At 68.9% G+C, this 21,141-nt stretch carries 18 protein-coding genes and 1 tRNA gene; 9 read left to right on the top strand and 10 right to left on the bottom strand.

Features of this window, described 5'->3' with window-relative positions; genetic code table 11:
• Positions 1–115 precede the first annotated feature (115 nt).
• Positions 116–1,747: a peptidoglycan L,D-endopeptidase MepK gene (gene mepK / locus HNQ73_RS07390; RefSeq protein ID WP_183333771.1), complete on the top strand. Its 1,632-nt coding sequence runs from the start codon at positions 116–118 to the stop codon at positions 1,745–1,747.
• An 84-nt stretch (positions 1,748–1,831) separates the two neighbouring features.
• Here mepK and HNQ73_RS07385 read toward each other — a convergent pair whose 3' ends face one another.
• Positions 1,832–2,083 carry a DUF2312 domain-containing protein gene (locus tag HNQ73_RS07385; protein WP_183333769.1) on the bottom strand — a complete coding sequence of 84 codons (252 nt, stop codon included), beginning with the start codon at positions 2,081–2,083 and terminating at the stop codon, positions 1,832–1,834.
• A 148-nt stretch (positions 2,084–2,231) separates the two neighbouring features.
• Positions 2,232–2,537, bottom strand: coding sequence for a DUF1244 domain-containing protein (locus HNQ73_RS07380; RefSeq protein ID WP_183333766.1), 306 nt, complete (start codon positions 2,535–2,537; stop codon positions 2,232–2,234).
• Between the two features lie 112 nt (positions 2,538–2,649).
• Between HNQ73_RS07380 and HNQ73_RS07375 the strand changes: the two genes are divergently transcribed.
• The 4 genes from HNQ73_RS07375 (at position 2,650) to pyk (ending at position 6,998) form a co-directional block, all read left to right on the top strand.
• Positions 2,650–3,579 (top strand): DMT family transporter, encoded by a 930-nt coding sequence (locus HNQ73_RS07375; protein WP_183333764.1) that lies wholly within the window; start codon positions 2,650–2,652, stop codon positions 3,577–3,579.
• 34 nt (positions 3,580–3,613) lie between these two features.
• The gene (locus HNQ73_RS07370; RefSeq protein WP_244649980.1) at positions 3,614–4,978 is read left to right on the top strand and encodes a glycerate kinase type-2 family protein; all 1,365 of its coding nucleotides are present in this window, start codon (positions 3,614–3,616) and stop codon (positions 4,976–4,978) included.
• An 89-nt stretch (positions 4,979–5,067) separates the two neighbouring features.
• Positions 5,068–5,541 carry a DUF1036 domain-containing protein gene (locus HNQ73_RS07365; protein WP_183333762.1) on the top strand — a complete coding sequence of 158 codons (474 nt, stop codon included), beginning with the start codon at positions 5,068–5,070 and terminating at the stop codon, positions 5,539–5,541.
• A complete protein-coding gene (gene pyk / locus HNQ73_RS07360) occupies positions 5,538–6,998 on the top strand; it encodes a pyruvate kinase (RefSeq protein WP_183333760.1) in 1,461 nt (486 codons plus the stop codon). Before HNQ73_RS07365 ends, pyk begins: the two co-directional genes overlap by 4 nt.
• Positions 6,999–7,069: 71 nt before the next feature.
• Here the strand turns inward: pyk and HNQ73_RS07355 are convergent, their stop codons facing one another.
• From HNQ73_RS07355 to cpdR, 4 genes are all read right to left on the bottom strand, one after another.
• A complete protein-coding gene (locus HNQ73_RS07355) occupies positions 7,070–7,696 on the bottom strand; it encodes a tetratricopeptide repeat protein (RefSeq protein WP_183333758.1) in 627 nt (208 codons plus the stop codon).
• A gap of 158 nt (positions 7,697–7,854) precedes the next feature.
• Entirely contained in the window at positions 7,855–7,980 is a 126-nt protein-coding gene (gene ykgO, locus HNQ73_RS07350; protein WP_183333756.1) for a type B 50S ribosomal protein L36, read from the bottom strand.
• Between the two features lie 55 nt (positions 7,981–8,035).
• Positions 8,036–8,110 (bottom strand) — tRNA-Val (locus HNQ73_RS07345).
• A gap of 86 nt (positions 8,111–8,196) precedes the next feature.
• Complete coding sequence (gene cpdR, locus HNQ73_RS07340) at positions 8,197–8,556, bottom strand: cell cycle two-component system response regulator CpdR (RefSeq protein WP_183333754.1); 360 nt, start codon at positions 8,554–8,556, stop codon at positions 8,197–8,199.
• Between the two features lie 309 nt (positions 8,557–8,865).
• Between cpdR and HNQ73_RS07335 the strand changes: the two genes are divergently transcribed.
• On the top strand, positions 8,866–9,756 hold the full coding sequence (locus tag HNQ73_RS07335; protein ID WP_183333752.1) for an N-formylglutamate amidohydrolase: 891 nt from the start codon (positions 8,866–8,868) through the stop codon (positions 9,754–9,756).
• A 184-nt stretch (positions 9,757–9,940) separates the two neighbouring features.
• Here the strand turns inward: HNQ73_RS07335 and HNQ73_RS07330 are convergent, their stop codons facing one another.
• On the bottom strand, positions 9,941–11,227 hold the full coding sequence (locus tag HNQ73_RS07330; protein WP_183333750.1) for an MFS transporter: 1,287 nt from the start codon (positions 11,225–11,227) through the stop codon (positions 9,941–9,943).
• Positions 11,228–11,380: 153 nt separating this feature from the next.
• Between HNQ73_RS07330 and hisN the strand changes: the two genes are divergently transcribed.
• Entirely contained in the window at positions 11,381–12,163 is a 783-nt protein-coding gene (gene hisN, locus HNQ73_RS07325) for a histidinol-phosphatase (protein ID WP_183333747.1), read from the top strand.
• Here the strand turns inward: hisN and HNQ73_RS07320 are convergent.
• Positions 12,130–13,116, bottom strand: coding sequence for an alpha/beta fold hydrolase (locus HNQ73_RS07320; protein WP_183333745.1), 987 nt, complete (start codon positions 13,114–13,116; stop codon positions 12,130–12,132). The two genes, hisN and HNQ73_RS07320, sit on opposite strands and share 34 nt — an antisense overlap.
• Before the next feature lie 190 nt (positions 13,117–13,306).
• Here HNQ73_RS07320 and HNQ73_RS07315 point away from each other — a divergent pair, with 190 nt between their 5' ends.
• Complete coding sequence (locus tag HNQ73_RS07315) at positions 13,307–13,777, top strand: Hsp20 family protein (RefSeq protein ID WP_183333743.1); 471 nt, start codon at positions 13,307–13,309, stop codon at positions 13,775–13,777.
• A gap of 113 nt (positions 13,778–13,890) precedes the next feature.
• On the opposite strand, the gene HNQ73_RS07310 is transcribed toward HNQ73_RS07315, so the two are convergent.
• The gene (locus HNQ73_RS07310) at positions 13,891–14,598 is read right to left on the bottom strand and encodes a PepSY domain-containing protein (RefSeq protein WP_183333740.1); all 708 of its coding nucleotides are present in this window, start codon (positions 14,596–14,598) and stop codon (positions 13,891–13,893) included.
• A gap of 87 nt (positions 14,599–14,685) precedes the next feature.
• A complete protein-coding gene (locus tag HNQ73_RS07305; protein ID WP_183333738.1) occupies positions 14,686–15,750 on the bottom strand; it encodes a threonine aldolase family protein in 1,065 nt (354 codons plus the stop codon).
• 615 nt (positions 15,751–16,365) lie between these two features.
• On the opposite strand from HNQ73_RS07305, the gene gltB reads away from it, so the two are divergent.
• On the top strand, positions 16,366–21,066 hold the full coding sequence (gltB, locus tag HNQ73_RS07300) for a glutamate synthase large subunit (protein ID WP_373284877.1): 4,701 nt from the start codon (positions 16,366–16,368) through the stop codon (positions 21,064–21,066).
• Positions 21,067–21,141 lie beyond the last annotated feature (75 nt).

Below are 21,141 nucleotides of genomic sequence, written 5' to 3'. Positions count from 1 at the left end.
TAAGGCTTTGCGGTAAGAGTTCGTTCATCGTTTGACTGACGGCCAGGCCCTGGTCGTCTCAGCAACGGATGAGTTGGCTTTGTATTCGACACGCTTCAGGCAAGCGTTGTCCCGGGTGGGGCCTTGTTCGCGCATCGCGTGCAAGATCCTGATCGCGTGCGCCGCGGTCGTCGCCGGGACCCGCAGTCTCCAGGATGCGGTTGCCAACGGCGACACGCGGACCCTGAGCCTGTACCAGACACACACCAAGGAAAGCGTGACGGTTACCTTCAAGCGCAACGGGGTGTACGACCGCGAGGCGCTGGAGAAGCTCAACTGGATCCTGCGCGACTGGCGGCGGAACGAGCCCATCGCCATGGACCCGAAACTGTTCGACGTGGCCTGGGCCGTGCATCGCGAGGTCGGCTCGCGACAGCCGCTCCACGTCGTCTCGGGCTACCGCTCGCCAGAAACCAACGCCATGCTGCGACGCCGCTCGAGCGCTGTTGCCAAGCAGAGCCAGCACATGCGCGGCAAGGCGATGGACTTTTACCTGCCGGACGTGAACATGGCCCAGGTGCGCGCCGTGGCCATGCGCCTGCAGCGCGGCGGCGTCGGCTATTATCCCACGGCCTTCAACCCCTTCGTCCATCTCGACGTCGGCAGCGTGCGCTCTTGGCCGCGCATGACGCGTGACCAGCTCTCGCGCCTGTTCCCCGACGGCAAGACCGTCCACATCCCCGCCGACGGCAAACCGATGCCGGGCTACGAGCTCGCCCGCGCCGAGATCCTAGCGCGCGGCGATTCGGTCGCCGGCTCGTCTTCGGCCTATGCCGAAGCCGAGAAGAGCACCCGGCCAAGCGGGTCCCGCAAGAGCTTCTGGGCCTCCCTCTTCGGTCTCGACGAAGAGGAGGAGGAGGATTTCGCCAGGCCGAGCGGTGGCCGCACGCGCGTTGCCTCCGCGGCAGCACCCACGGCCGACGCCGACAACAGCAACGTATCCTTCTTCCTGCGTGAACGGCGCGGCGGCGCGCCGGCCGAGCCACAGGCGTCCCGTCCCACCGCCGTGGCGGCGGTTGCCCCGGCGAAGCCGCAGGCTGGCGAGACGACCGCTCCCGTTCCGGTGCCCTCGACGGCGCCGTTGCCCCAGGCGCGGCCGGACGACGTCGGCCCCGCCACGGCGCCAGCGACCGCGGAGGCTCCCGTCGCGCTTGCCCTCGCCCCCGTGCCGCCACGGCGGCCGGAGGATGCCATCGCCTCGGTCAGCGCCATCGCCGCGACCGCTGCCGTCGCCAATGTCCCCATGCCGCCCAGCCGTCCGGTCAGCTTTGCTGCCGCGGGCCTCGGCGCGGGGGAGATCGGCACGCGCGCCTCGGCCGACGAAAGCGATGCCCTCGCGGCCCTCGCCGCGGCCGCCACCGGCCGGGCAGCCCCGACGCGCGTCGCCGGCCTTGTGCCGATGGCCTATGCGGCAGCCGAGGTTCCGATCCCGCCCGCTCGCCCGTTCGACTCCTCCCCCACCGTCGCGGCGGAAGCAAAGCCCGCCCCCGTGCCGCAGCGGCAGCGCCCCGTCGCCGCCGCGGCCGTGCCGCGCGTCCTGCGCCCCCTCTTCGGTGGCGATCCCGTCGAGCCGCCGAACCCCGCCGCCCGCATCGCGATGGCCCACTCCGTCGCCGCCACGGCTTCGCCGGCCATGCCGGCAGGCGAGCTGGCGCCCCTTGCCCTCGCGCTGCCGCTGCCGGGTGAGGCGGACACGCCCGCGCCCTGAGGCGCCCGGAAGGTTCAGCCCAGCAAAAAGCCCCGGCGAGGACCGGGGCTTTTTCGTGGGGCCGGATACGTGCCGCGCAGAGGCTTACATGCCGAGGGCCTGCATGTAGAGCTCGAGGATCGCCTCTTCCTCCTGGCGCTCCTCCGGCGGCTTCTTGCGGATGCTGATGATCCGGCGGATCGCCTTGGTGTCGAAGCCCCGTCCCTTGGCCTCGGCGTAGACTTCCTTGATGTCGCCGGCGATCGCCGCCTTCTCCTCCTCGAGGCGCTCGATGCGCTCGATGAACTGCTTCAATTCCTCGGCGGCAACCCCGCTGTCGGCAACGTCGCTGACCATGTGTCTCTTCCGTTTCACTGGTGGGACATGGGCGGCTGCCGGCCACCCGCGCGCGAGCCGCGCAGACTAGTGGCTCCGGCGCGGATTGGAAGAGGCCGCGCCTGCCGAAATGCCGCGTGTCCCCGCTATCCCGATGCCGAAAAGCGGGTCAGCCGTGGCGATGGGCGCTCTCGAAGGCCGCCTTCTGCTCCGGCGTCGCCTCCTTCTGGTAGCGCTGCTTCCACTCCTCGTAGGGCATGCCGTAGACGTGCCGGCGGGCCTCGGCCCGGTCGAGCTTCACCGACCGCTCGGCCGCTGCCTCCTCGAGCCAGTTCGACAGACAGTTGCGGCAGAAGCCGGCCAGGTTCATGAGGTCGATGTTCTGCACGTCGGTGCGCTTGCGCAGATGGTCCACGAGCTTGCGGAAGGCCGCGGCCTCGAGTTCGGTCATCGTATGGGCGTCGATCTGCTGCATGGCGCTCTCCTCCTCGCAGGGGTCCGTTGCGAGGAACAATGGTGACGGGAGCTGCAACTTGCCATAGGAGGGGCGCAACCGCGACCTTCCGTTGCACACATCCGGTGCCCCCTTGAGCGTCTCGTCCTCCACCGCCACCCGTGCACCCTCCGCACTTGCTCTCGGCGCGCTGCTGGCCGCGGCGCTCGCCATGGGCCTGTCTCCCGTCTTCGTGCGGCTTGCCGATGTCGGGCCCTTCGCCAGCGCCTTCTGGCGCGTGGCGCTCGCCCTGCCCCTTCTCTGGCTCTGGATGCAGGCGGAGGAGCGCGACCGGCAGGCCGGCACGCCCCGCCGGTTCGGCCGCGGCAGCGTGCTCGCGGGCCTGTTCTTCGCCGGCGACCTGTTCTTCTGGCACCTCGCCATCATGAACACGACAATCGCCAACGCGACATTCTTCGCGACGACGGCACCGCTCTTCGTCGTGCTGGCGAGCTGGCTCGTGCTGCGCCGCCGGGTTGCCGGGCCGGTGCTCGTCGGCCTCGTCTTCTGCCTCATGGGCGGGGCGGCACTCATCGGCCAGAGCCTCGACATCGCGCCCGAGAGGCTCGCGGGCGACGGCTACGGCATCGCCACCGCCGTCTTCTTCGGCCTCTACTTCCTCGCCGTCGAGCATGCGCGCAAGACGACGGGGGCGGCCCGCGTCACCTTCGAATCGAGCCTCGTTACCTCGGCCATCCTGCTCGTCGTCGCGCTCGTCATGGAGCCGCATATCCTGCCGCAGAGCGTCTGGGGCCTCTCCGTCCTCGTCGCCCTCGCCTGGTTCAGCCACGCCGGCGGACAGGGCCTTCTCGCCTTCGCGCTCGGACACCTGCCGGCCACCTTCTCCTCCCTTGTCATCTTCCTCGAGGCCGTCTTCGCCGCCGCCTTCGGCTGGCTCATCGCGGGCGAGGCCTTGACGCTGGTGCAAACCGCAGGCGGACTTCTCATTCTGTTCGGCATCTGGCTGGCGCGGCCCAAGGCCGCTCGTGCCGCCGCGGACCATCAGCAGCCCGCGCCGCCCTAGCAGCCGGGCGCCGGGAGGAACGAGGGAGAACGACATGGGGGACGGCTCGGGCGAGGAGCGGGGCAACGAAAGGCTGGTGAACCGGGACGAGGCGCATCTGACCGGCACTGCAGGCGCGCGGCGCGCCGTGCTGGTGGAGGTGTTCGAGGCGGCCGTCGCGGCCGCGCATCCGCGCCTGTGCCTGCCACGGCACCTGCCGCCTCCCCCCGCCAACGGGCGCGTCATCCTGCTGGCTGCCGGCAAGGCCGCCGCGTCGATGACCGTCGTCGCCGAGGAGATCTACGAGAGGGAATACCGCCTGCCACGCGAGCGCCTGACGGGCATCGCCGTGACGCGGCACGGCTACGCCGAGCCCGCCCGCGGGATCGAAATCGTGGAGGCGGGCCATCCGGTGCCCGATGCCGCGGGCATCGCCGCCACGGAGCGGGCCCTCGCCCTCGCCGCAGGCGCACACAAGGACGATCTCGTGCTCGTGCTGCTGTCCGGCGGCGGCTCGGCCAACTGGATCGCCCCCGCCGGCAGCCTTACCCTGGCGGAGAAGCAGGCCATCACACGCGCCCTGCTGCGCTCCGGCGCCTCGATCGAGGAGATCAACGCCGTGCGCAAGCACCTGTCACGGATCAAGGGCGGGCGCCTCGCCCGCTGCGCAGCCCCGGCGACAATCCTGACGCTCGCCATCTCCGACGTGCCGCGCGACGATCCCTCCACCATCGCCTCCGGCCCGACGGTGCCAGACCCGACGACGCTGGCCGACGCGCGCGCCATCGTCCGACGGCGCGGCGTGCCTCTTCCCCCCTCGGCCGAGGCGCTGCTCGATGACCCGGCCAACGAGTCGCCGAAGGCAGGTGACCCGGCCTTTGCGCACAGCCGCTTCGAGATCATCGCCCGTCCGGCCGACTCGATCGCCATCGCGGCGCGCACTGCCCGCGACCTCGGCTATGAGCCCATCGTGCTCGGCGCCGACCTCGAGGGCGAGGCCCGCGAGGTGGCGGCCGAGCATGCGCGCCAGGCGCTGGCCTTGCGCGCGGCAGGCCGGCGCGCCGCCATCATCTCCGGCGGGGAGCTGACGGTGACGCTGAAGGGCAAGGGCCGCGGCGGCCCCAACCAGGAATATGCCCTCGCGCTCGCCCTGGCGCTCGACGGCGCGGCCGGCATCTGCGCGCTCGCCGGCGACACGGACGGGACCGACGGCGGCGGCGGCTCGGCGAGCGACCCGGCGGGCGCTATCGTCGACGAGACGACGCTCGCCCGCGCACGCGCCCTTGGCCTCGATCCCGCCGCATCTCTGGCAGACAACGATTCGACGGGCTTCTTCGAAGCCCTCGGAGACCTTCTCCTGCCCGGCCCCACGCGCACCAACGTCAACGACTGCCGCGTCATCCTGGTGGACGACCGCTAGGGACGCGCGGAGCCGGACATGAGGATTGCGTTGACATTCAGGGCCGTGACGCTCAAGACCTGTATCGATTAGATGACCGATTTTGCCCAATGAAACCCGTTCAGCTCCATCCCGCATCCCGGCTGCGAAAGCTCGCCCTCGGCCTTGCCGCCATGGCGCCGCTCGCGCTCGTCGCGGGGGCCCTGTCGCCCGCCTGGGCTGACCTGCGCATCTGCAACATGACCGGCTCACGCGTCGGCGTCGCGCTCGGCTACCGTGATGCCCAGGGCTGGATGAGCGAAGGCTGGTGGAACATCGACGAGCGCAAGTGCGAGACGCTGCTCAAGGGGCCGCTCGCCGGGCGGTTCTACTACGTCTACGCTGTCGACTATTCCGGCGGCGGCGAGTGGGGCGGCCGCTCCTACCTGTGCACGCGCGACCGCGAGTTCTCCATCCGCGGCATCGATAACTGCCTCGCCCGCGGTTACGAGCGGACCGGGTTCTTTGAAGTAGACACTGGCCAGCAGAAGAGCTGGACCATACAGCTGACGGACAGCAACAGAGCAGCCGAGGTGCGCAGATGAGACGGATGCGTCGCGTAAAGATCCTGGCCACCCTCGGGCCCGCGTCCAGCGACCCGGCCATGATCGCCCGGCTGCACGAGGCGGGGGCGGACGTCTTCCGCATCAACATGAGCCACACTTCGAAGGACGATCTCGCCGAGCGCGTGGCCGCCATCCGCGCTGTCGAGAAGCAATCCGGCCGGCCCATCGGCATCCTGGTCGACCTGCAGGGGCCGAAGCTGCGCATCGGGACCTTCGCCAAGGATGCCGAGATGCTGTCGCCCGGCGACCGCTTCGTCCTCGATTCCGACCCCAGGCCGGGAACGGCCAAGCGCGTCTACCTGCCGCATCCCGAGATCCTTCAGGCGCTCGAGCCGGGCCATACCATCCTCATCGACGACGGCAAGATCAGGCTCGAGGTGGAGAGCGTCAGTAAGGGCAAGGCCACCACGCGCGTCGTGGTGGGCGGCAAGGTTTCCAACCGCAAGGGTGTCAGTCTGCCGGACACCACCATCCCTGTCTCCGCCATGACGGAGAAGGACCGCACGGACCTTGAGGCCGCCGTCAACATCGGCGTCGACTGGATCGCGCTCTCCTTCGTCCAGCGGCCGGAGGACATCGCCGAGGTGCGCAAGGTCGCGCGCGGACGTGCGCTCGTCATGGCCAAGATCGAGAAGCCCCAGGCGGTCGCCCGTCTCGACGAGATCATCGAGGTCTCCGATGCCCTGATGGTCGCGCGTGGCGACCTGGGCGTCGAGATGCCGCTGGAGAAGGTGCCGGGCATCCAGAAGCTTATCACCCGCAGCGCGCGCCGCTGGGGCAAGCCGGTCGTCGTTGCGACCCAGATGCTGGAGTCGATGATCAATTCGCCGGTTCCGACGCGCGCCGAGGTGTCCGACGTCGGCACCGCCGTCTTCGAGGGTGCGGACGCCATCATGCTCTCGGCCGAGAGCGCCGCTGGCCAGTATCCGGTCGAGGCGGTGGAGACAATGAACCGCATCGCCGTGGAGATCGAGCGCGACAGCAACTACCGCGCCATTATCAACGCCCAGCGCGCCGAGCCCGAGCCGACGGGCGCCGATGCCATTGCCTCTGCCGCGCGCTCGATCGCCGAAACGCTCGACCTCAAGGCCATCGTCGCCTGGACGTCGTCCGGTGCCACGGGCCTCAGGATCGCGCGTGAGCGCCCGCCGACGCCGGTCCTCGCCCTCACGCCCAACGTCGACGCGGGGCGCCGCCTCTCCCTCGTCTGGGGCGTGCATCCCATCGTCACCGAGGACGCGCGGGACATCGACGACATGGCCGACCGCGCCTGCGACATCAGCCGTGCCGCCGGCTATGCAGAGGTGGGCCAGCGCATCATCATCGTCGCGGGCGTCCCCTTCGGCACGCCGGGGGCGACGAACATGGTGCGCGTCGCCTTTGTTGCCCAGGACGGCGGCGCGCTGGGCCACGGCAACACGGCCCGCAGGGCCTGACGGCTGCGTCAACCGGACCGAAAACAGGTCGGCGGCCCGGTCCCGGGCCGCCGATGCACATACGGCGCGGATCAGATATCCCGGCCGTCCACCTCGGGCGCCAGCCGCTCGACGGCGGCCTTCACCGTCTCCAGATGCGGATGGATGGCCAGCGCCTGGCGATAGGCGCGCAAGGCCAGCGCCTTCTCCTCCTCAGCCTCGAAGAGCCGGCCAAGGGCCGTCCAGGCCTCGTAGTGGCGCGGCTCGCGGGCGATGGCCTGCTGGAGATCGAAAATGGCGCGCTCGCGGTCTCCGAGCATGCCGAAGAGCGCCGCCCGCCGCGCCCAAGCCTCCGCCCAGCCGGCCTCAAGGACGACGACCCGGTCAAGCAGCTCGATGGCGAGCGGCGGATTACCCATGCGCACGGCGGCGAGCGCGCGACTCATCAGGAGATCGGCCGTATCGGAGCCGGAGCGCAACCACTGGCGCTCGATGAGGCGGGCGATACCAGCCGCCTCGGCCGCGTCACGGCTGTTGCCGAGCCGCTCGAACAGCCGGTCGAGCTGCGCTGCGCGCCGCGCCTCGGGCGAGGCCGGCTGCTCATCGGCGCCCGGCGTCTGATGCTCGTCAGGCGGCTGGGCCACGACTCCACCTGCGGGCGCTGCGGCAAGCGCCGTCGCCATGAAGAGAAGGACAAGCAGGCGGGCTGCGGGTGTCATGGCGACAAGCCTAGCGCGCCATACTGCGGCCGGCAAAGCCCCTCGCGGACACGTCGCCGTGATCTTCCGCGGCGCCCAACGCCGAAAGCCCGGCGTTTCGCCGGGCTGTTCGCTTAACGGAGGACGGCCGCCGGAGCGGCCGGGCGCTCGGCCTGGCCTCAGCCCTGCCGCGCCTTGTAGCGCTTCTGCGTCTTGTTGATGATGTAGACGCGGCCCTTGCGACGAACCAGCTGGTTGTCGCGATGACGCTCGCGCAGAGACTTGAGCGAATTGCGGATCTTCATCGTCCGATCTCCGTCCGGCGCGGCTCCATCGAACCTCGGCCGACCTAGAAAAGAATGGTGGGCGCGACAGGGATCGAACCTGTGACCCCTACGATGTCAACGTAGTGCTCTCCCGCTGAGCTACGCGCCCTTTGGACAACGCTCTCGCGAAGTCCTCATGTGGGCCGCGGATATAACGACTCGCGGCGAACTGCGCAAGCCGTCCGCGAAAAATACTCAGGCCGCGAGCAACTTTTCCACCTCTGAAACGAGTTCGCGCAGGTGGAAGGGCTTGGACAGCACCTTGGCGTCCTTGGGCGCCTCCGAATCGGGATTGAGGGCAACCGCCGCGAAACCCGTGATGAACATCACCTTGATGTCCGGATCGAGCTCCGTGGCACGACGCGCCAGCTCGATGCCGTCCATCTCCGGCATGACGATGTCGGTGAGCAGCAACTCGAACGGCTCCTCCCGCAGGCGATTGTAGGCCGACAGCCCGTTGTCGAAGGACACCACCTCGTGACCCGCATTCTGCAGGGCCTTGACGAGGAAGCGCCGCATGTCGTTGTCGTCTTCGGCGAGAAGGATCTTGCTCATGGCACGCGCGTCGAAAGTGATCGGGCGGGCTGCGGGCGCGGATCCACCGTGCCGCGCGGCCCGGCCGTGAGGTTAGTGGCACGTCCGTCGCCGGACAATGCTCCTCCCCGAGCCGCCGACGCCGTGCCCCATCGTCTAGCCATGCGCCTCGTAAAAAACCCGTGAAAAATGGCGCGAAGCGCCGCAACGGCGGTGAATGCACAAGCCTGTGCAAGGCAACGATGGACGACACGCCGCCAAATCGGCCACAATCGGCCCTGCGGCGGTCTTCCACACGGCGACCGCCCCTGGTCAGCGTCGTGGTCCCCGATGTCGTCTCCGATCGAGCCGGAACTGGCGGTCCCCTTCACGGTCGTCGAACCGACTGACCAGACGGTGCCGCTCGTCTTCAACGCACCCCATGCCGGGGCGATCTATCCACAGAGCTTTGTGGATGCCGCGCGCCTCGACCCGCTCGCCCTGCGCCGGTCGGAAGACGCCTATGTGGACGCGCTCTTCGCCGGCATGAGCGGCCTCGGCGCGCCGATGCTCGTTGCCCGCTTCCCCCGCGCCTATCTCGACGTCAACCGGGAGCCCTACGAGCTCGACCCGCGTATGTTCGACGGCAGGCTGCCGCCCTATGCCAACACGCGCTCGCTGCGCGTCGCCGGCGGACTCGGCACCATCCCGCGCATCGTCGGCGACGGGCAGGAGATCTATGCGCACAAGCTGCCGGTGGCCGAGGCGATGCGCCGCATCGAGTGGCTCTACAAGCCCTATCACCGGGCCCTGCGGCAGCTGGTGATGCGCACCCAGCGCCGGTTTGGCATCGTACTGCTCATCGACTGCCACTCGATGCCCTCGTCCAGCGTGACGCGGGACGAGAACTCGCGTGCCGACATCGTCATCGGCGACCGCTTCGGCACGAGCTGCGCGGCTGCGACCAGCGACAGGGTGGCCCAGTGCTTCGAGCGGCTTGGCTATCGCGTCGCGCGCAACCGCCCCTATGCCGGCGGGTTCATCACCGAGCACTACGGCGAGCCGGCCGCGGGGCGCCATGCACTGCAGGTAGAGATCAACCGCAGCCTCTACATGGACGAGCGGACGATGCAGCGCACGGAGGGCTTCGCCCGCCTCGCCAGCGACATCACCGAGGTCTTCTCCCTCATCGCCGAGACGGTCACGGCCGATCTCACCGAACGGTGGCTGGCGGCGGAATAGGCCCGCCCGCGTAGCCCCGGCTGCCGCCACGGCAGCAGACAAGAAAAAAGGCCGCACACTTGCGTGCGCGGCCCAAGTCTAGGGAGGAAACGCCCAAGGAGGGCAGCGGCACTGCGACGGAACATCGCCGTACCGCACTGCAACAATATGCCATCGCAGCGCACAAAAAGCAAGGGTGGTTGACCTATTTTTTTGTGCCGCCGGGCTCGCGAACCCGGCCCGGATGGGCATCGTGCGCGAAGACGTAGGTAATGAGCGCAGCCGCAATTGCAAGCGCCAGCAAGGAAAAGACGGCCTTGTACGCCACCTGTGGATATTGCCCGAGGGGGTCGCGACCAAACATGTCCATGAGCCGTCCGGTCACCGTCTGCATCACGAACACACCACCCATGGTGCCGATGTTCATCAGGGTCATGCCGCGACCGATAAGGTTTTGGGGAAAAAGAGATTTTCCGTGCGCCATGACAGGCGGCGTATAGGCCACGGACGCGCCGAAGACGACAAGCCAGACCACTGCCGCAACGGGCCCGAGAGGCATGAGGGCAGCGTAGGCGAGGCATGCAATGGTTGCAGAGGCGCCGAGGATGACCGCCGGCTTGTATGCATGGAACACACGGTCTGCCCCGCCCCACAGGAAGAGCGCGCAGATCTGCGTCGCCGAGGCCGCAAAGAGCGCGACACCGCGCTGCTCGAGGTCGAAGCCGTAGACGTCCCTCAGAAACGGGCCCGCCCACAGGCCGACGACCGTGCCGAAGGAGGCGTAGCCCGTCGCGTGCATCACGAAGAGTGGCCAGAAGGAGCGCACGCGCATCGCCTCGCGCACGCCCCCGAGGGCCGAGCGCCACGATTCGCGACCGCCCCAGGCGCTGAACACGGGGCCGCGCACGCCGAAGAAGACCGCCAGCCCCGCAGCCGTGGCAAAGGCGGCGACGACGAGGAAGCTCGTCCGCCAGCCGACGGATTCGGCGGCGAAGGCCAGCGGCGCGGTGGCGGCGAGCGTGCCCAGGTTGCCGAGGCTGAGCTGGATGCCGGTGAGGAAGGCGAAGCGCTCCGGCGGGAAGAGACGGGCGTAGATGGCGAGCGGCGCCATGAAGAAGCTGGAGCAGCCGATGCCGAGGAGCAGCCGCGCCCCGACGAGCATGGCCGCATCCCGCGCCAGCGCGAACAGGAGGACGCCCGCCACCGCTGCCACCGCGCATACCAGCATCACCCGGCGCGGCCCGTAGCGGTCGATGCAGATGCCGACAGGGATCTGCGCCGCCGAGAAGGTGAGGAAAAAGCCGCTGGAGAGCAGCCCGAGGTCCGTCGCCGTGAGCCCGAGGTCCGCCGCAAGATTGGGCGCGATGACGCCGATCGAGTTTCGCAGGAACTGGCTGACGCTGTAGATGCACCCGAGCACCACAATGAGCAGCGCCGCCTGGGTTCTGACCGGCACCGCCGTCGCGCCCGCCGGGATCCCTCCGTCCTTCATCACCGGTTTCTCCCCCACCCTGCGCCTGAGGCCGCATGGCATCTTGCCGTTCCTCTCTTTCTAAACGGCCCTGCGCGCGATAAGACCCCACTGCAACGCAGTCCTGCCCGTGTGAGGTACGAGGCTCACGCACGGCTGGCGGAGGGGAAGGGAATGGTAGCGGTCGACTTCAGCGCCTTCATGGACGAACTCGCAACCGTGTCCGGACGCGCCATACTGCCTTTCTTCCGCACCGCGCTGATGGCGGAGAACAAGGCCCTCGGCGACAAGTTCGACCCGGTGACGGAAGCCGACCGCGCCGCCGAGGCGGCCATGCGCCAGCTCATCCGCCGGCAGTTCCCCCAGCACGGCATCTGCGGCGAGGAATTCGGCGATGAGCGCACCGACGCCGACTACGTCTGGGTGCTCGACCCCATCGACGGGACGCGCGCCTTCATCTCGGGCCTGCCGCTGTGGGGCACCCTCATCGGCCTCACCCACCGCAGCACGCCCGTCTACGGGCTGATGCACCAGCCCTTCACGGGAGAGCGCTTCTACGGCGGCGGCCGCAAGGCGGGTTACAAGGGCCCCATGGGCGCGCGCACACTCAAGACGCGCCGCTGCGCAAGCCTCGCCGAGGCGACGCTCTCCACCACCTCCCCCTCCCTCTTCAGCGAGGACGAGCGCCCGCGCTACGAGCGCGTGGAGCGGGAGACGCGCCTCGTGCGGTACGGCTACGACTGCTATGCCTACTGCATGGTCGCCGCCGGACACATCGACCTCGTCATCGAGGCCGGACTAAAGCCCTACGACATCGTTGCCCTGGTGCCGATCATCGAGGGGGCGGGCGGCATCGTCACCAACTGGGAGGGCGGCTCGCCGGCTGCCGGCGGCACGGTCATCGCCGCCGGCGACCCGCGCATTCACGAGGCAGCGCTCAGGCTCCTCTCGGCCTGATCGGGCAGCGCGCCGTCCGAGCCCGGCACGAAGGCATCGAATGCGGCCCAGAATTGGTCGCGAATCGCATCCCGCTCCATCAGGAGCTCGTGCCGCGCACCGGGGATCACGACGGCATGGCCCGTCTTGAGGCGGGACGCGAAGCGCTCGATCGACGGCGTCGAGACCACCCGATCAGCCCCTGCCGCGACGACGAGCACCGGCGTCCTGATCTCAAGCGCGAAGCCGGGTTCGGCAAAGGCACCCATGGCGCGATAGGCCGCATCGAGCCACGCCACGGTCGGGTCGCCGACGGCCAGGTGTGGCGCCCGGGCGGCCACCTCGGCATTGCGCGCGTAGCGCACCGGGTCCGACGACAGACGGTTGCCGGCAAAAGGCTTCGTCGAGATCGAGGTGGCACCGCCGCCGGGGACGTAGCTCGCCCCGAAGCCGCAGGCATCGAGCACCTCCGCCAGCAGGCGCGCAGCACGCGGCCAGCGTACCACGGCGATGTCGATCATCGGCGAGACCGTCACCAGACGCGCGAAGGGTGTCCTTCTCTCCCGCAGCGCATGAAGGAGGATTGCACCGCCCATGGAGTGCGCCAGGACGAAATAGGGCGGCGGGCAGCGCGGCAGGATGACCTGCTCGACAACAGCGTCGAGGTCGCGCTGGTAGAGCGAGAAGTCGTCGACATGGCCCTTGCGCGGGTCGGCAAGCTCTCGCTGCGAGCCCCCCTGGCCGCGCCAGTCAAATGCGACGACAGCGAAGCCGCGGCGGCGCAGGTCCGCCACCGTCTCGAAATACTTCTCGATGAACTCCGCCCGCCCCTGCGCGATGCAGACGGTGCCCCGCGTCCGGCGGGCCGTGGGACGCCACCGCGCCGTGCGCAGCACGATGCCATCCGCGGTGGTCACCGCGGCGACCACCGGCTGGCTCGGTACCGGATTCTGCTCTGTCGCGAAAAGTTCCATGGCCCCTCCCGCCATTCGCCGGCGGTCCCGGCGGTTATATCCGCAGTGCCGACCTCGTCGCCACAGGTCTTGAAAGACCTGAATGGCGCTCCCAACTCATGGGCGTGCAGGCCGCCCACGGCTGCACGGTGGGATGCCCGGCCGGCTTGGCGGGCATTGTCCGCATATCGCTTCAATTGGAGGATGTGCCATGCGTCAGTTCGATCTGTCCCCCCTGTACCGCTCGACGGTTGGCTTTGACCGTCTGTTCTCGATGCTCGACCAGATCGCCGGCGTCGACAGCTCTCCGAGCTATCCGCCCTACAACATCGAGCGAACCGGCGAAGATGCGTATCGCATCACGGTAGCCGTCGCCGGCTTCGCGAGCGACGATCTGTCCATCGAGACGAAGAACAATACCCTGACGATCCGCGGCGAGAAGAAGGTTGCGGAAGGCGCTCCGAAGCCCGAGATGCTCTATCAGGGCATCGCCTCGCGGGCGTTTGAACGCCGCTTCCAGCTCGCCGACTATGTCGAGGTGACGGGCGCCACGCTGGAGAACGGCCTCCTCCACGTTGACCTCGTGCGCGAGGTGCCGGAGGCGATGAAGCCCCGCATCATCCCCATCGCGACCAAACCGGCGAATGCCGCGATCGACGCCAAGGTCGCCGAGGCGGCGTAATCTGCCGCCATGGCCCCTCCCGAGGGGCCATGAACACCTCCCACGAAAAGTTCAGGCGCCGGATGTTCCGGCGCCTTTTGTCTTGTTGCGCATCATCGCCCAGCCGCCAGCCGTCAGAAGGGAGCGCTCGGCAGGATCTCCTCGCCCGAGGCCGGGCCGCCGATCTCGTCGCCGTCGTTGCCGATGACGTCGCTCGCCGGCGGCACGGGCGGCACCTCCGGCGGCGCGAGCACGACGCTCGGCCCCTCATCGGCCTTGCCCGAGGGGGCTGCATCGCCGGTCCGCCCGGGCTCGGCCGTCTCGCCGCGCGCCGGCGGCACCGGCGCCACGAGGCCGGGCTCCAGATCCTTCGGGCGTGGCGGCGGCAGGGCGGCCACACGCGGCAGCGGCTGCCTGAGCGGCACGGGTGCATAGATCTTCGCGCCGCGGCCGGTCCTGATCTCGACGTCGACGGCGCCGCCGAAGCGGTCGGGCGTATAGGGCCGGAACGGCTCCTCGGCCGTGATCGTGGAGCGCAGCGGACGTGCATCGACAATCGCCCCCGAATAGGCGTCGACCAGCAGGCGCATGCGCCAGCCGTTCACGTCCGTTCCCTCGACGACATAGAAGCCGCGGGTCAGGCGCGGCCGCGAGATCTGCGCGAAGCCCTCGGCGCGCACCGCGAGGACCACCTCGCGCGGGCTCAGCGGCTCGTCATAGATCTCCGGCGCATAGTACCCCTGCGCGAGGGCGACACCGGAGGCCAGCACGAAAGCCGCGGCGGCCGCGAACAGCCCGGCCGCACGCCGCGCCCGGCGCAGTTCGACCACAGGTGCAAGCACGTTATCTGCCTCATTCGTCACATTGCTCACCCATGTCCATGCATCGGCATTGAGGCGCGCGTTTGGCACCATGGCGGCAACGGTGGGTCAGGCCGCCGCCTGCCCACCGGCAACGGCGAGGAAACGGTCGACGGCTGCCTCCGTCGTGTCAAAGGCGGTGACGAGACGCACCAGCACCTCCCCCTCCCGCGCCGTCACCCCCTCCGGCAGGCTCGACGTCACCCACGGGTGGTAGAGGGCCCCCGCCGCGCGCAGGGCCTCGTCCATCGCCGGCGGCAGGAAGACGAATATCTCGTTGGCCTCCACCGGCAGAGCAACGCGGCAGCCGAGACGCGCGAGCCCCTCAGCCAGCCGGTCGGCCGCACGGTTGGCCCTGGCCGCGAGATCGAGCCAGTGACCGTCGGCGAGATAGGCGTCAAGCTGGGCGCCCAGCAGGCGCCCCTTGGAGAGCAGATGCCCGCTGCGCTTGCGGCGCTGCGCCATGTGCGCCGCCTTCTCGGGATCGAAGACGATCACGGCCTCAGCCGCGAGACAGCCGTTCTTGGTGGCGCCGAAGGAGAGAACATCGACGCCTGCGCGCCATGTCATGTCGGCGGGGCTGACGCCAAGACGCACGAGCGCGTTGGCGAAGCGCGCACCATCCATATGCACGCCAAGCCCGTGGCGGTGGGCGATGTCGGCCAGCGCTGCGATCTCCTCCGGCGTGTAGACGGTGCCGGCCTCGGTCGCCTGCGTCAGCGACAGAGCCGAGGGGATGACCTGGTGCGGCGGCCGGCCGGTGGGCGTCGCGAGATACGCTGCGATCTCCTCCCGCAGCAGCTTGCCGAGCCGGCCGGGAAAGCCGACGAGCTTGGCGCCCCCCGTAAAGAACTCCGGCGCGCCGCATTCGTCCTCGGCGACATGGGCCTCGGCATGGCACAGCACGGCCCCCCAGGGCGGGCAGAGCGTGGCGAGGGCGAGCGCGTTGGCCGCCGTGCCCGTGGCGACGAGGAAAACCGAAAGGTCGCGCTCGAAGATCTCCTTCAGCCGCGTCTCGACCCGCGCCGTATAGTCATCGGCGCTGTAGGCGCGCTGGCTGCCGGCATTGGCGGCGACAAGCGCCTCCATCACCCGCGGGCTGGCGCCCGCCACATTGTCACTTGCGAAATTCATCCTGCCTCCGCTCCTCGCTGGCACGGAAGCTAGAACATGCCGCGCCCGGCGTGAAGCGGCGAGCAGCTTCATGCGGCGCTTCCTCGGGCGCAGACCCGCGTGAAGCGACGGCGCGCCGAGGGCTCCCGTCAGCGCGCGCAATTAAATTACGCAGGCGCACGCCGAATCGTCACGAACGCAATACGGGCAAAGCTTCGCGTATAAGTTTCGATCAAACGACTCGCAAATACCCGCTTGTCACCTTAGAAAAAATCTGGCAAGGTCCGCCCGGTTTAGGACAGCCTTGCTGTCCCATTCCGGCCAACACCCGCGCCCGGCACCGGGCCGGCCCTTCCATGAAGGCAAGGCAGGTCTTTTTGGTCATGGCACGTTCGACGGCCGCCAAACGCGATACGAAACCTGCCGCCCGCGAAACGCGGGCTTAGCGGGCGCGCCCGGCTTTACGCCGTGAGACGCCCGCGAGGTGCGGGCGCAACGGAAACAGCGCGACCGGACCTCCAAGACCAAAAGGTGGGCACTGCACGCAGGCGGCGACACGCCGCCGGCACGGTCCGGTGACCCCCGACAGACGAACGACGTGGACACGCCGCCGCGGCGGCAACGATGGGGCAGAACATGAGCGCGACGACCGAGCAAAAGCTGGTTTCCAACCCGGCGCTGCTTCAGAAAACGCGCGCCACGGATCCCGGCCTTCCGCCCGCGCAGGGCCTCTATGATCCCGCGCGCGAGCGTGATGCCTGCGGCGTCGGCTTCATCGCCCACATGAAGAACGTCAAGAGCCACGACATCGTGGCCAACGGCCTCGCCATCCTGAAGAACCTCGACCATCGCGGGGCCGTGGGCGCCGACCCGAAGGCGGGCGACGGCTGTGGCATGCTGGTGCAAGTGCCTGACCGCTTCCTGCGCGAGGAATGCGCCAAGCTCGGCATCACACTGCCCCCGGTCGGCGAATATGCCGTGGGCCACCTCTTCATGCCGCGCGATCCGGAAGGCTACGCCATCGTCAAGGAGACACTGGAGCGCGTCGCTGCCGAAGAGGGCCAGGTGCTTCTCGGCTGGCGCGACGTTCCCGTCGATTCGTCCGTCCTCGGCGAGAGCGTGAAGCCCACCGAACCGCGGCACGTGCAGGTCTTCATCGGCCGCGGCCCCGGCGTGACGACGCAGGACGACTTCGAGCGGCATCTCTTCATCCTGCGCAAGGTCGTCTCCAACGCCATCTACAACCGCAAGGACCCGCGCACCGCCGGCTACTATCCGGTGAGCCTGTCGACGCGCACGCTCGTCTACAAGGGCATGCTGCTCGCCGACCAGCTCGGTGACTACTATGCCGACCTGCGCGACCCGCGCTTCGAGAGCGCCATCGCCCTGGTGCACCAGCGCTTCGCGACCAACACCTTCCCCACCTGGTCGCTGGCCCACCCGTACCGGATGGTGGCGCACAACGGCGAGATCAACACCCTGCGCGGCAACGTCAACTGGATGGCGGCGCGCCAGGCCTCGGTCGACTCCGAGATCTTCGGCAACGACATCTCCAAGCTCTGGCCCATCTCCTACGAGGGCCAGTCCGACACCGCCTGCTTCGACAACGCCCTCGAGTTCCTCACCCAGGGCGGCTATTCGCTCGCCCATGCCATGATGATGCTGGTGCCCGAGGCCTGGGCCGGCAATCCGCTCATGGACGAGGAGCGGCGCGCCTTCTACGAGTATCACGCCGCCCTGATGGAGCCGTGGGACGGCCCGGCCGCCATCGTCTTTACCGACGGGCGCCAGATTGGCGCGACTCTCGACCGCAACGGCCTGCGCCCGGCGCGCTACCTCGTCACCGAGGACGGGCTCGTCGTCGGCGCCTCGGAGATGGGCGTGCTGCCCATCCCGGAGGAGAAGATCGTCGAGAAGTGGCGCCTGCAGCCGGGCAAGATGCTGCTCATCGACCTCGAGCAGGGCCGCATCATCTCCGACGAGGAGATCAAGAGTGAACTCAGCCGCCGCCACCCCTACAAGGAATGGCTGAAGCGCACGCAAATCGTGCTGGAGGACCTGCCGCCGGTCCAGGCGCGCGAGTCGCGCACGGACGTGAGTCTGCTCGACCGCCAGCAAGCCTACGGCTACACGCAGGAAGACCTCAAGCTCCTCATGCAGCCCATGGCCGTCACCGGCCAGGAGGCCGTCGGCTCCATGGGCACCGACACGCCCATCTCGGCACTGTCGGACAAGCCGAAGCTGCTCTACACCTACTTCAAGCAGAACTTCGCGCAGGTGACGAACCCGCCGATCGACCCGATCCGCGAGGAGCTCGTCATGAGCCTCGTGTCCTTCATCGGGCCGCGGCCGAACATCCTCGACCTCGAGGGCACCTCACGCCGCAAGCGCCTCGAGGTGCGCCAGCCGATCCTGACCAACGAGGATCTGGAGAAGATCCGCTGCATCGGCCACAGCGAGGACCAGTTCGACACCAAGACGCTGGACATCACCTACCCCGCCAGCCAGGGCGCGGAAGGCATGGCCGGCGCCCTCGAGCGCCTGTGCGAGCGCGCCGAGGCGGCGGTGCACGGCCGCTACAACATCATCATCCTCTCCGACCGCATGATGGGGCCGGACCGCATCGCCATTCCTGCCCTGCTGGCAACGGCGGCGGTGCACCACCACCTCATCCGCAAGGGGCTCCGCACCTCGGTGGGCCTCGTCGTCGAATCGGGCGAGCCACGCGAAGTCCACCATTTCGCCCTGCTCGCCGGCTACGGCGCCGAGGCGATCAACCCCTATCTTGCCTTCGACACGCTGGCGGCGATGCACAAGGCGCTCGACTTCCCCGAGGAGGTCGACGAGGAAGAGATCATCAAGCGCTACATCAAGGCCATCGACAAGGGACTGCTCAAGGTCATGTCCAAGATGGGCATCTCGACCTACCAGTCCTACTGCGGCGCACAGATCTTCGACGCCGTCGGCCTGAGGAGCGATTTCGTCGAGAAGTACTTCTTCGGCACGGCCACCACCATCGAGGGCATCGGGCTCGCCGAGATCGCCGAGGAGACGGTGCGCCGCCACCGCGACGCCTTCGGCGACGCGCCGACCCTGCGCAACGCGCTCGAGGTTGGCGGTGACTATGCCTACCGTATCCGCGGCGAGGACCATGTGTGGAACCCGGAGACGGTGGCAACGCTGCAGCACGCGGTGCGCCTCAACGCGCGGGACCGCTACCGTGAGTTCGCCCGCCTCGTGAACGAGCAGGAGAACCGCTTCAGCACGGTGCGCGGCCTCTTCCGCATCAAGACGGCGGCCGAGCGTGGCGCGCAGCCGGTGCCGCTCGAGGAAGTCGAGCCCGCGAGCGAGATCGTCAAGCGCTTCTCGACGGGCGCCATGTCGCTCGGCGCCATCTCCAAGGAGGCGCACGAGACGCTGGCGCTGGCGATGAACGCCATCGGCGCCAAGTCCAACACCGGAGAGGGCGGCGAGGATGCCGCGCGCTTCCGGCCGCTGCCTGACGGCCGCTCCAAGCGCTCGGCCATCAAGCAGATCGCGTCGGGCCGCTTCGGTGTCACCGCCGAGTATCTCGTCAACTCGGACATGATGCAGATCAAGGTGGCCCAGGGCGCCAAGCCCGGCGAGGGCGGCCAGCTGCCGGGCCACAAGGTCGATGCCGTCATCTCCCGGCTGCGTCACTCGACGCCGGGCGTCGGCCTCATCTCGCCGCCGCCGCACCACGACATCTACTCGATCGAGGATCTCGCCCAGCTCATCTTCGATCTGAAGAACGTCAACCCGGACGCCGAGGTGTCGGTCAAGCTCGTGTCGGAAGTCGGCGTCGGCACCGTCGCTGCCGGTGTGGCCAAGGCGCGGGCGGACCACATCACCATCTCGGGCTTCGAGGGCGGCACCGGCGCCTCGCCGCTGACCTCCATCAAGCACGCCGGCAGCCCGTGGGAGATGGGCCTTGCAGAGACGCAGCAGACTCTGGTGCTCAACCGCCTGCGCGGCCGCGTGCGCCTGCAGGTCGACGGCGGTCTGCGCACCGGGCGTGACGTCGTCATCGGCGCGCTGCTGGGGGCGGACGAGTTCGGCTTCTCGACGGCACCGCTGATCGCCGCCGGCTGCATCATGATGCGCAAGTGCCACCTCAACACCTGTCCGGTTGGCGTGGCGACGCAGGATCCGGTGCTGCGCAAGCGCTTCAAGGGCCTGCCGGAACACGTCATCAACTATGTCTTCTTCGTCGCGGAAGAGGTGCGCGAGCTGATGGCCGAGATGGGCTTCCGCAAGCTCGAGGAGATCATCGGCCGCACCGATCTCCTCGACAAGAAGGAGGCCATCACCCACTGGAAGGCCAAGGGCCTCGACTTCACGCGCCTGTTCCACAAGCCCGAGGTCGGTCCCGACGTCGCCATCCACCACTGCGAGCGGCAGAAGCACCCGATCGACGACGTGCTCGACCGCAAGCTCATCGCGCAGGCGCGCGAGGCCATCGACAACGGCACGCCTGTCGTGATCGAGGAGCGGATCCGCAACGTCGACCGCGCGACGGGCGCCATGCTGTCGGGCGTGATCGCCAAGCGCTATGGCCACGAGGGCCTGCCGGAGGACACCATCACGGTGAAGCTGCGGGGCATCGCCGGCCAGAGCTTCGGCGCCTTCCTCGCCGCAGGCGTGACGCTGCACCTGACGGGAGAGGCCAACGACTATGTCGGCAAGGGCCTCTCCGGGGGCAAGATCATCGTCCAGCCGCCGGCCGAGATGAAGGCGGTTCCCGAACGCTCGATCATCGTCGGCAACACGGTGCTCTACGGCGCCATCTCCGGCGAGTGCTACTTCCGCGGCGTCGCGGGCGAGCGCTTCGCGGTGCGCAACTCGGGCGCCATCGCTGTCGTCGAAGGCACCGGCGACCACGGCTGCGAATACATGACGGGCGGCGTCGTCGTCGTTATGGGCCCCACGGGCCGCAACTTCGCAGCCGGCATGTCGGGTGGCATCGCCTACGTGCTCGACGAGGACGGCACCTTCGCCAAGCGGTGCAACCTGTCCATGGTCGATCTCGAACCCGTCGAGGAGGAGGAGGAGCTCATGGAGCGCCTGCACCACCACGGCGGCGACCTGGAGCACAAGGGGCGCATCGACGTGCTCGCCGACATGTCGGGCCACGACGAGGAGCGGCTGATGCAGCTCATCTCCAACCACCTGCGCTACACGGGCTCGACCCGCGCCAAGGCCATCCTCGATGACTGGGCGAACTACCGCACCAAGTTCGTCAAGGTGATGCCGGTCGAATACCGGCGTGCCCTGCGCGAGATGGAGCGTCTGCGCACGCTGCAGGCGGCGGAATAGGGATATGGGACCGCGGCGCGCCCTCCCCCGCGGGGGACGGGACGGCGCCCACGGCGCCGGCTTCGGGTGGCCGCG

This window comes from Chelatococcus composti (assembly GCF_014201415.1).
GTDB lineage: Bacteria > Pseudomonadota > Alphaproteobacteria > Rhizobiales > Beijerinckiaceae > Chelatococcus_A > Chelatococcus_A composti.
The sequence above is the reverse complement of the archived record's forward strand: the minus strand, read 5'-3'. Positions and strand labels throughout refer to the sequence as shown.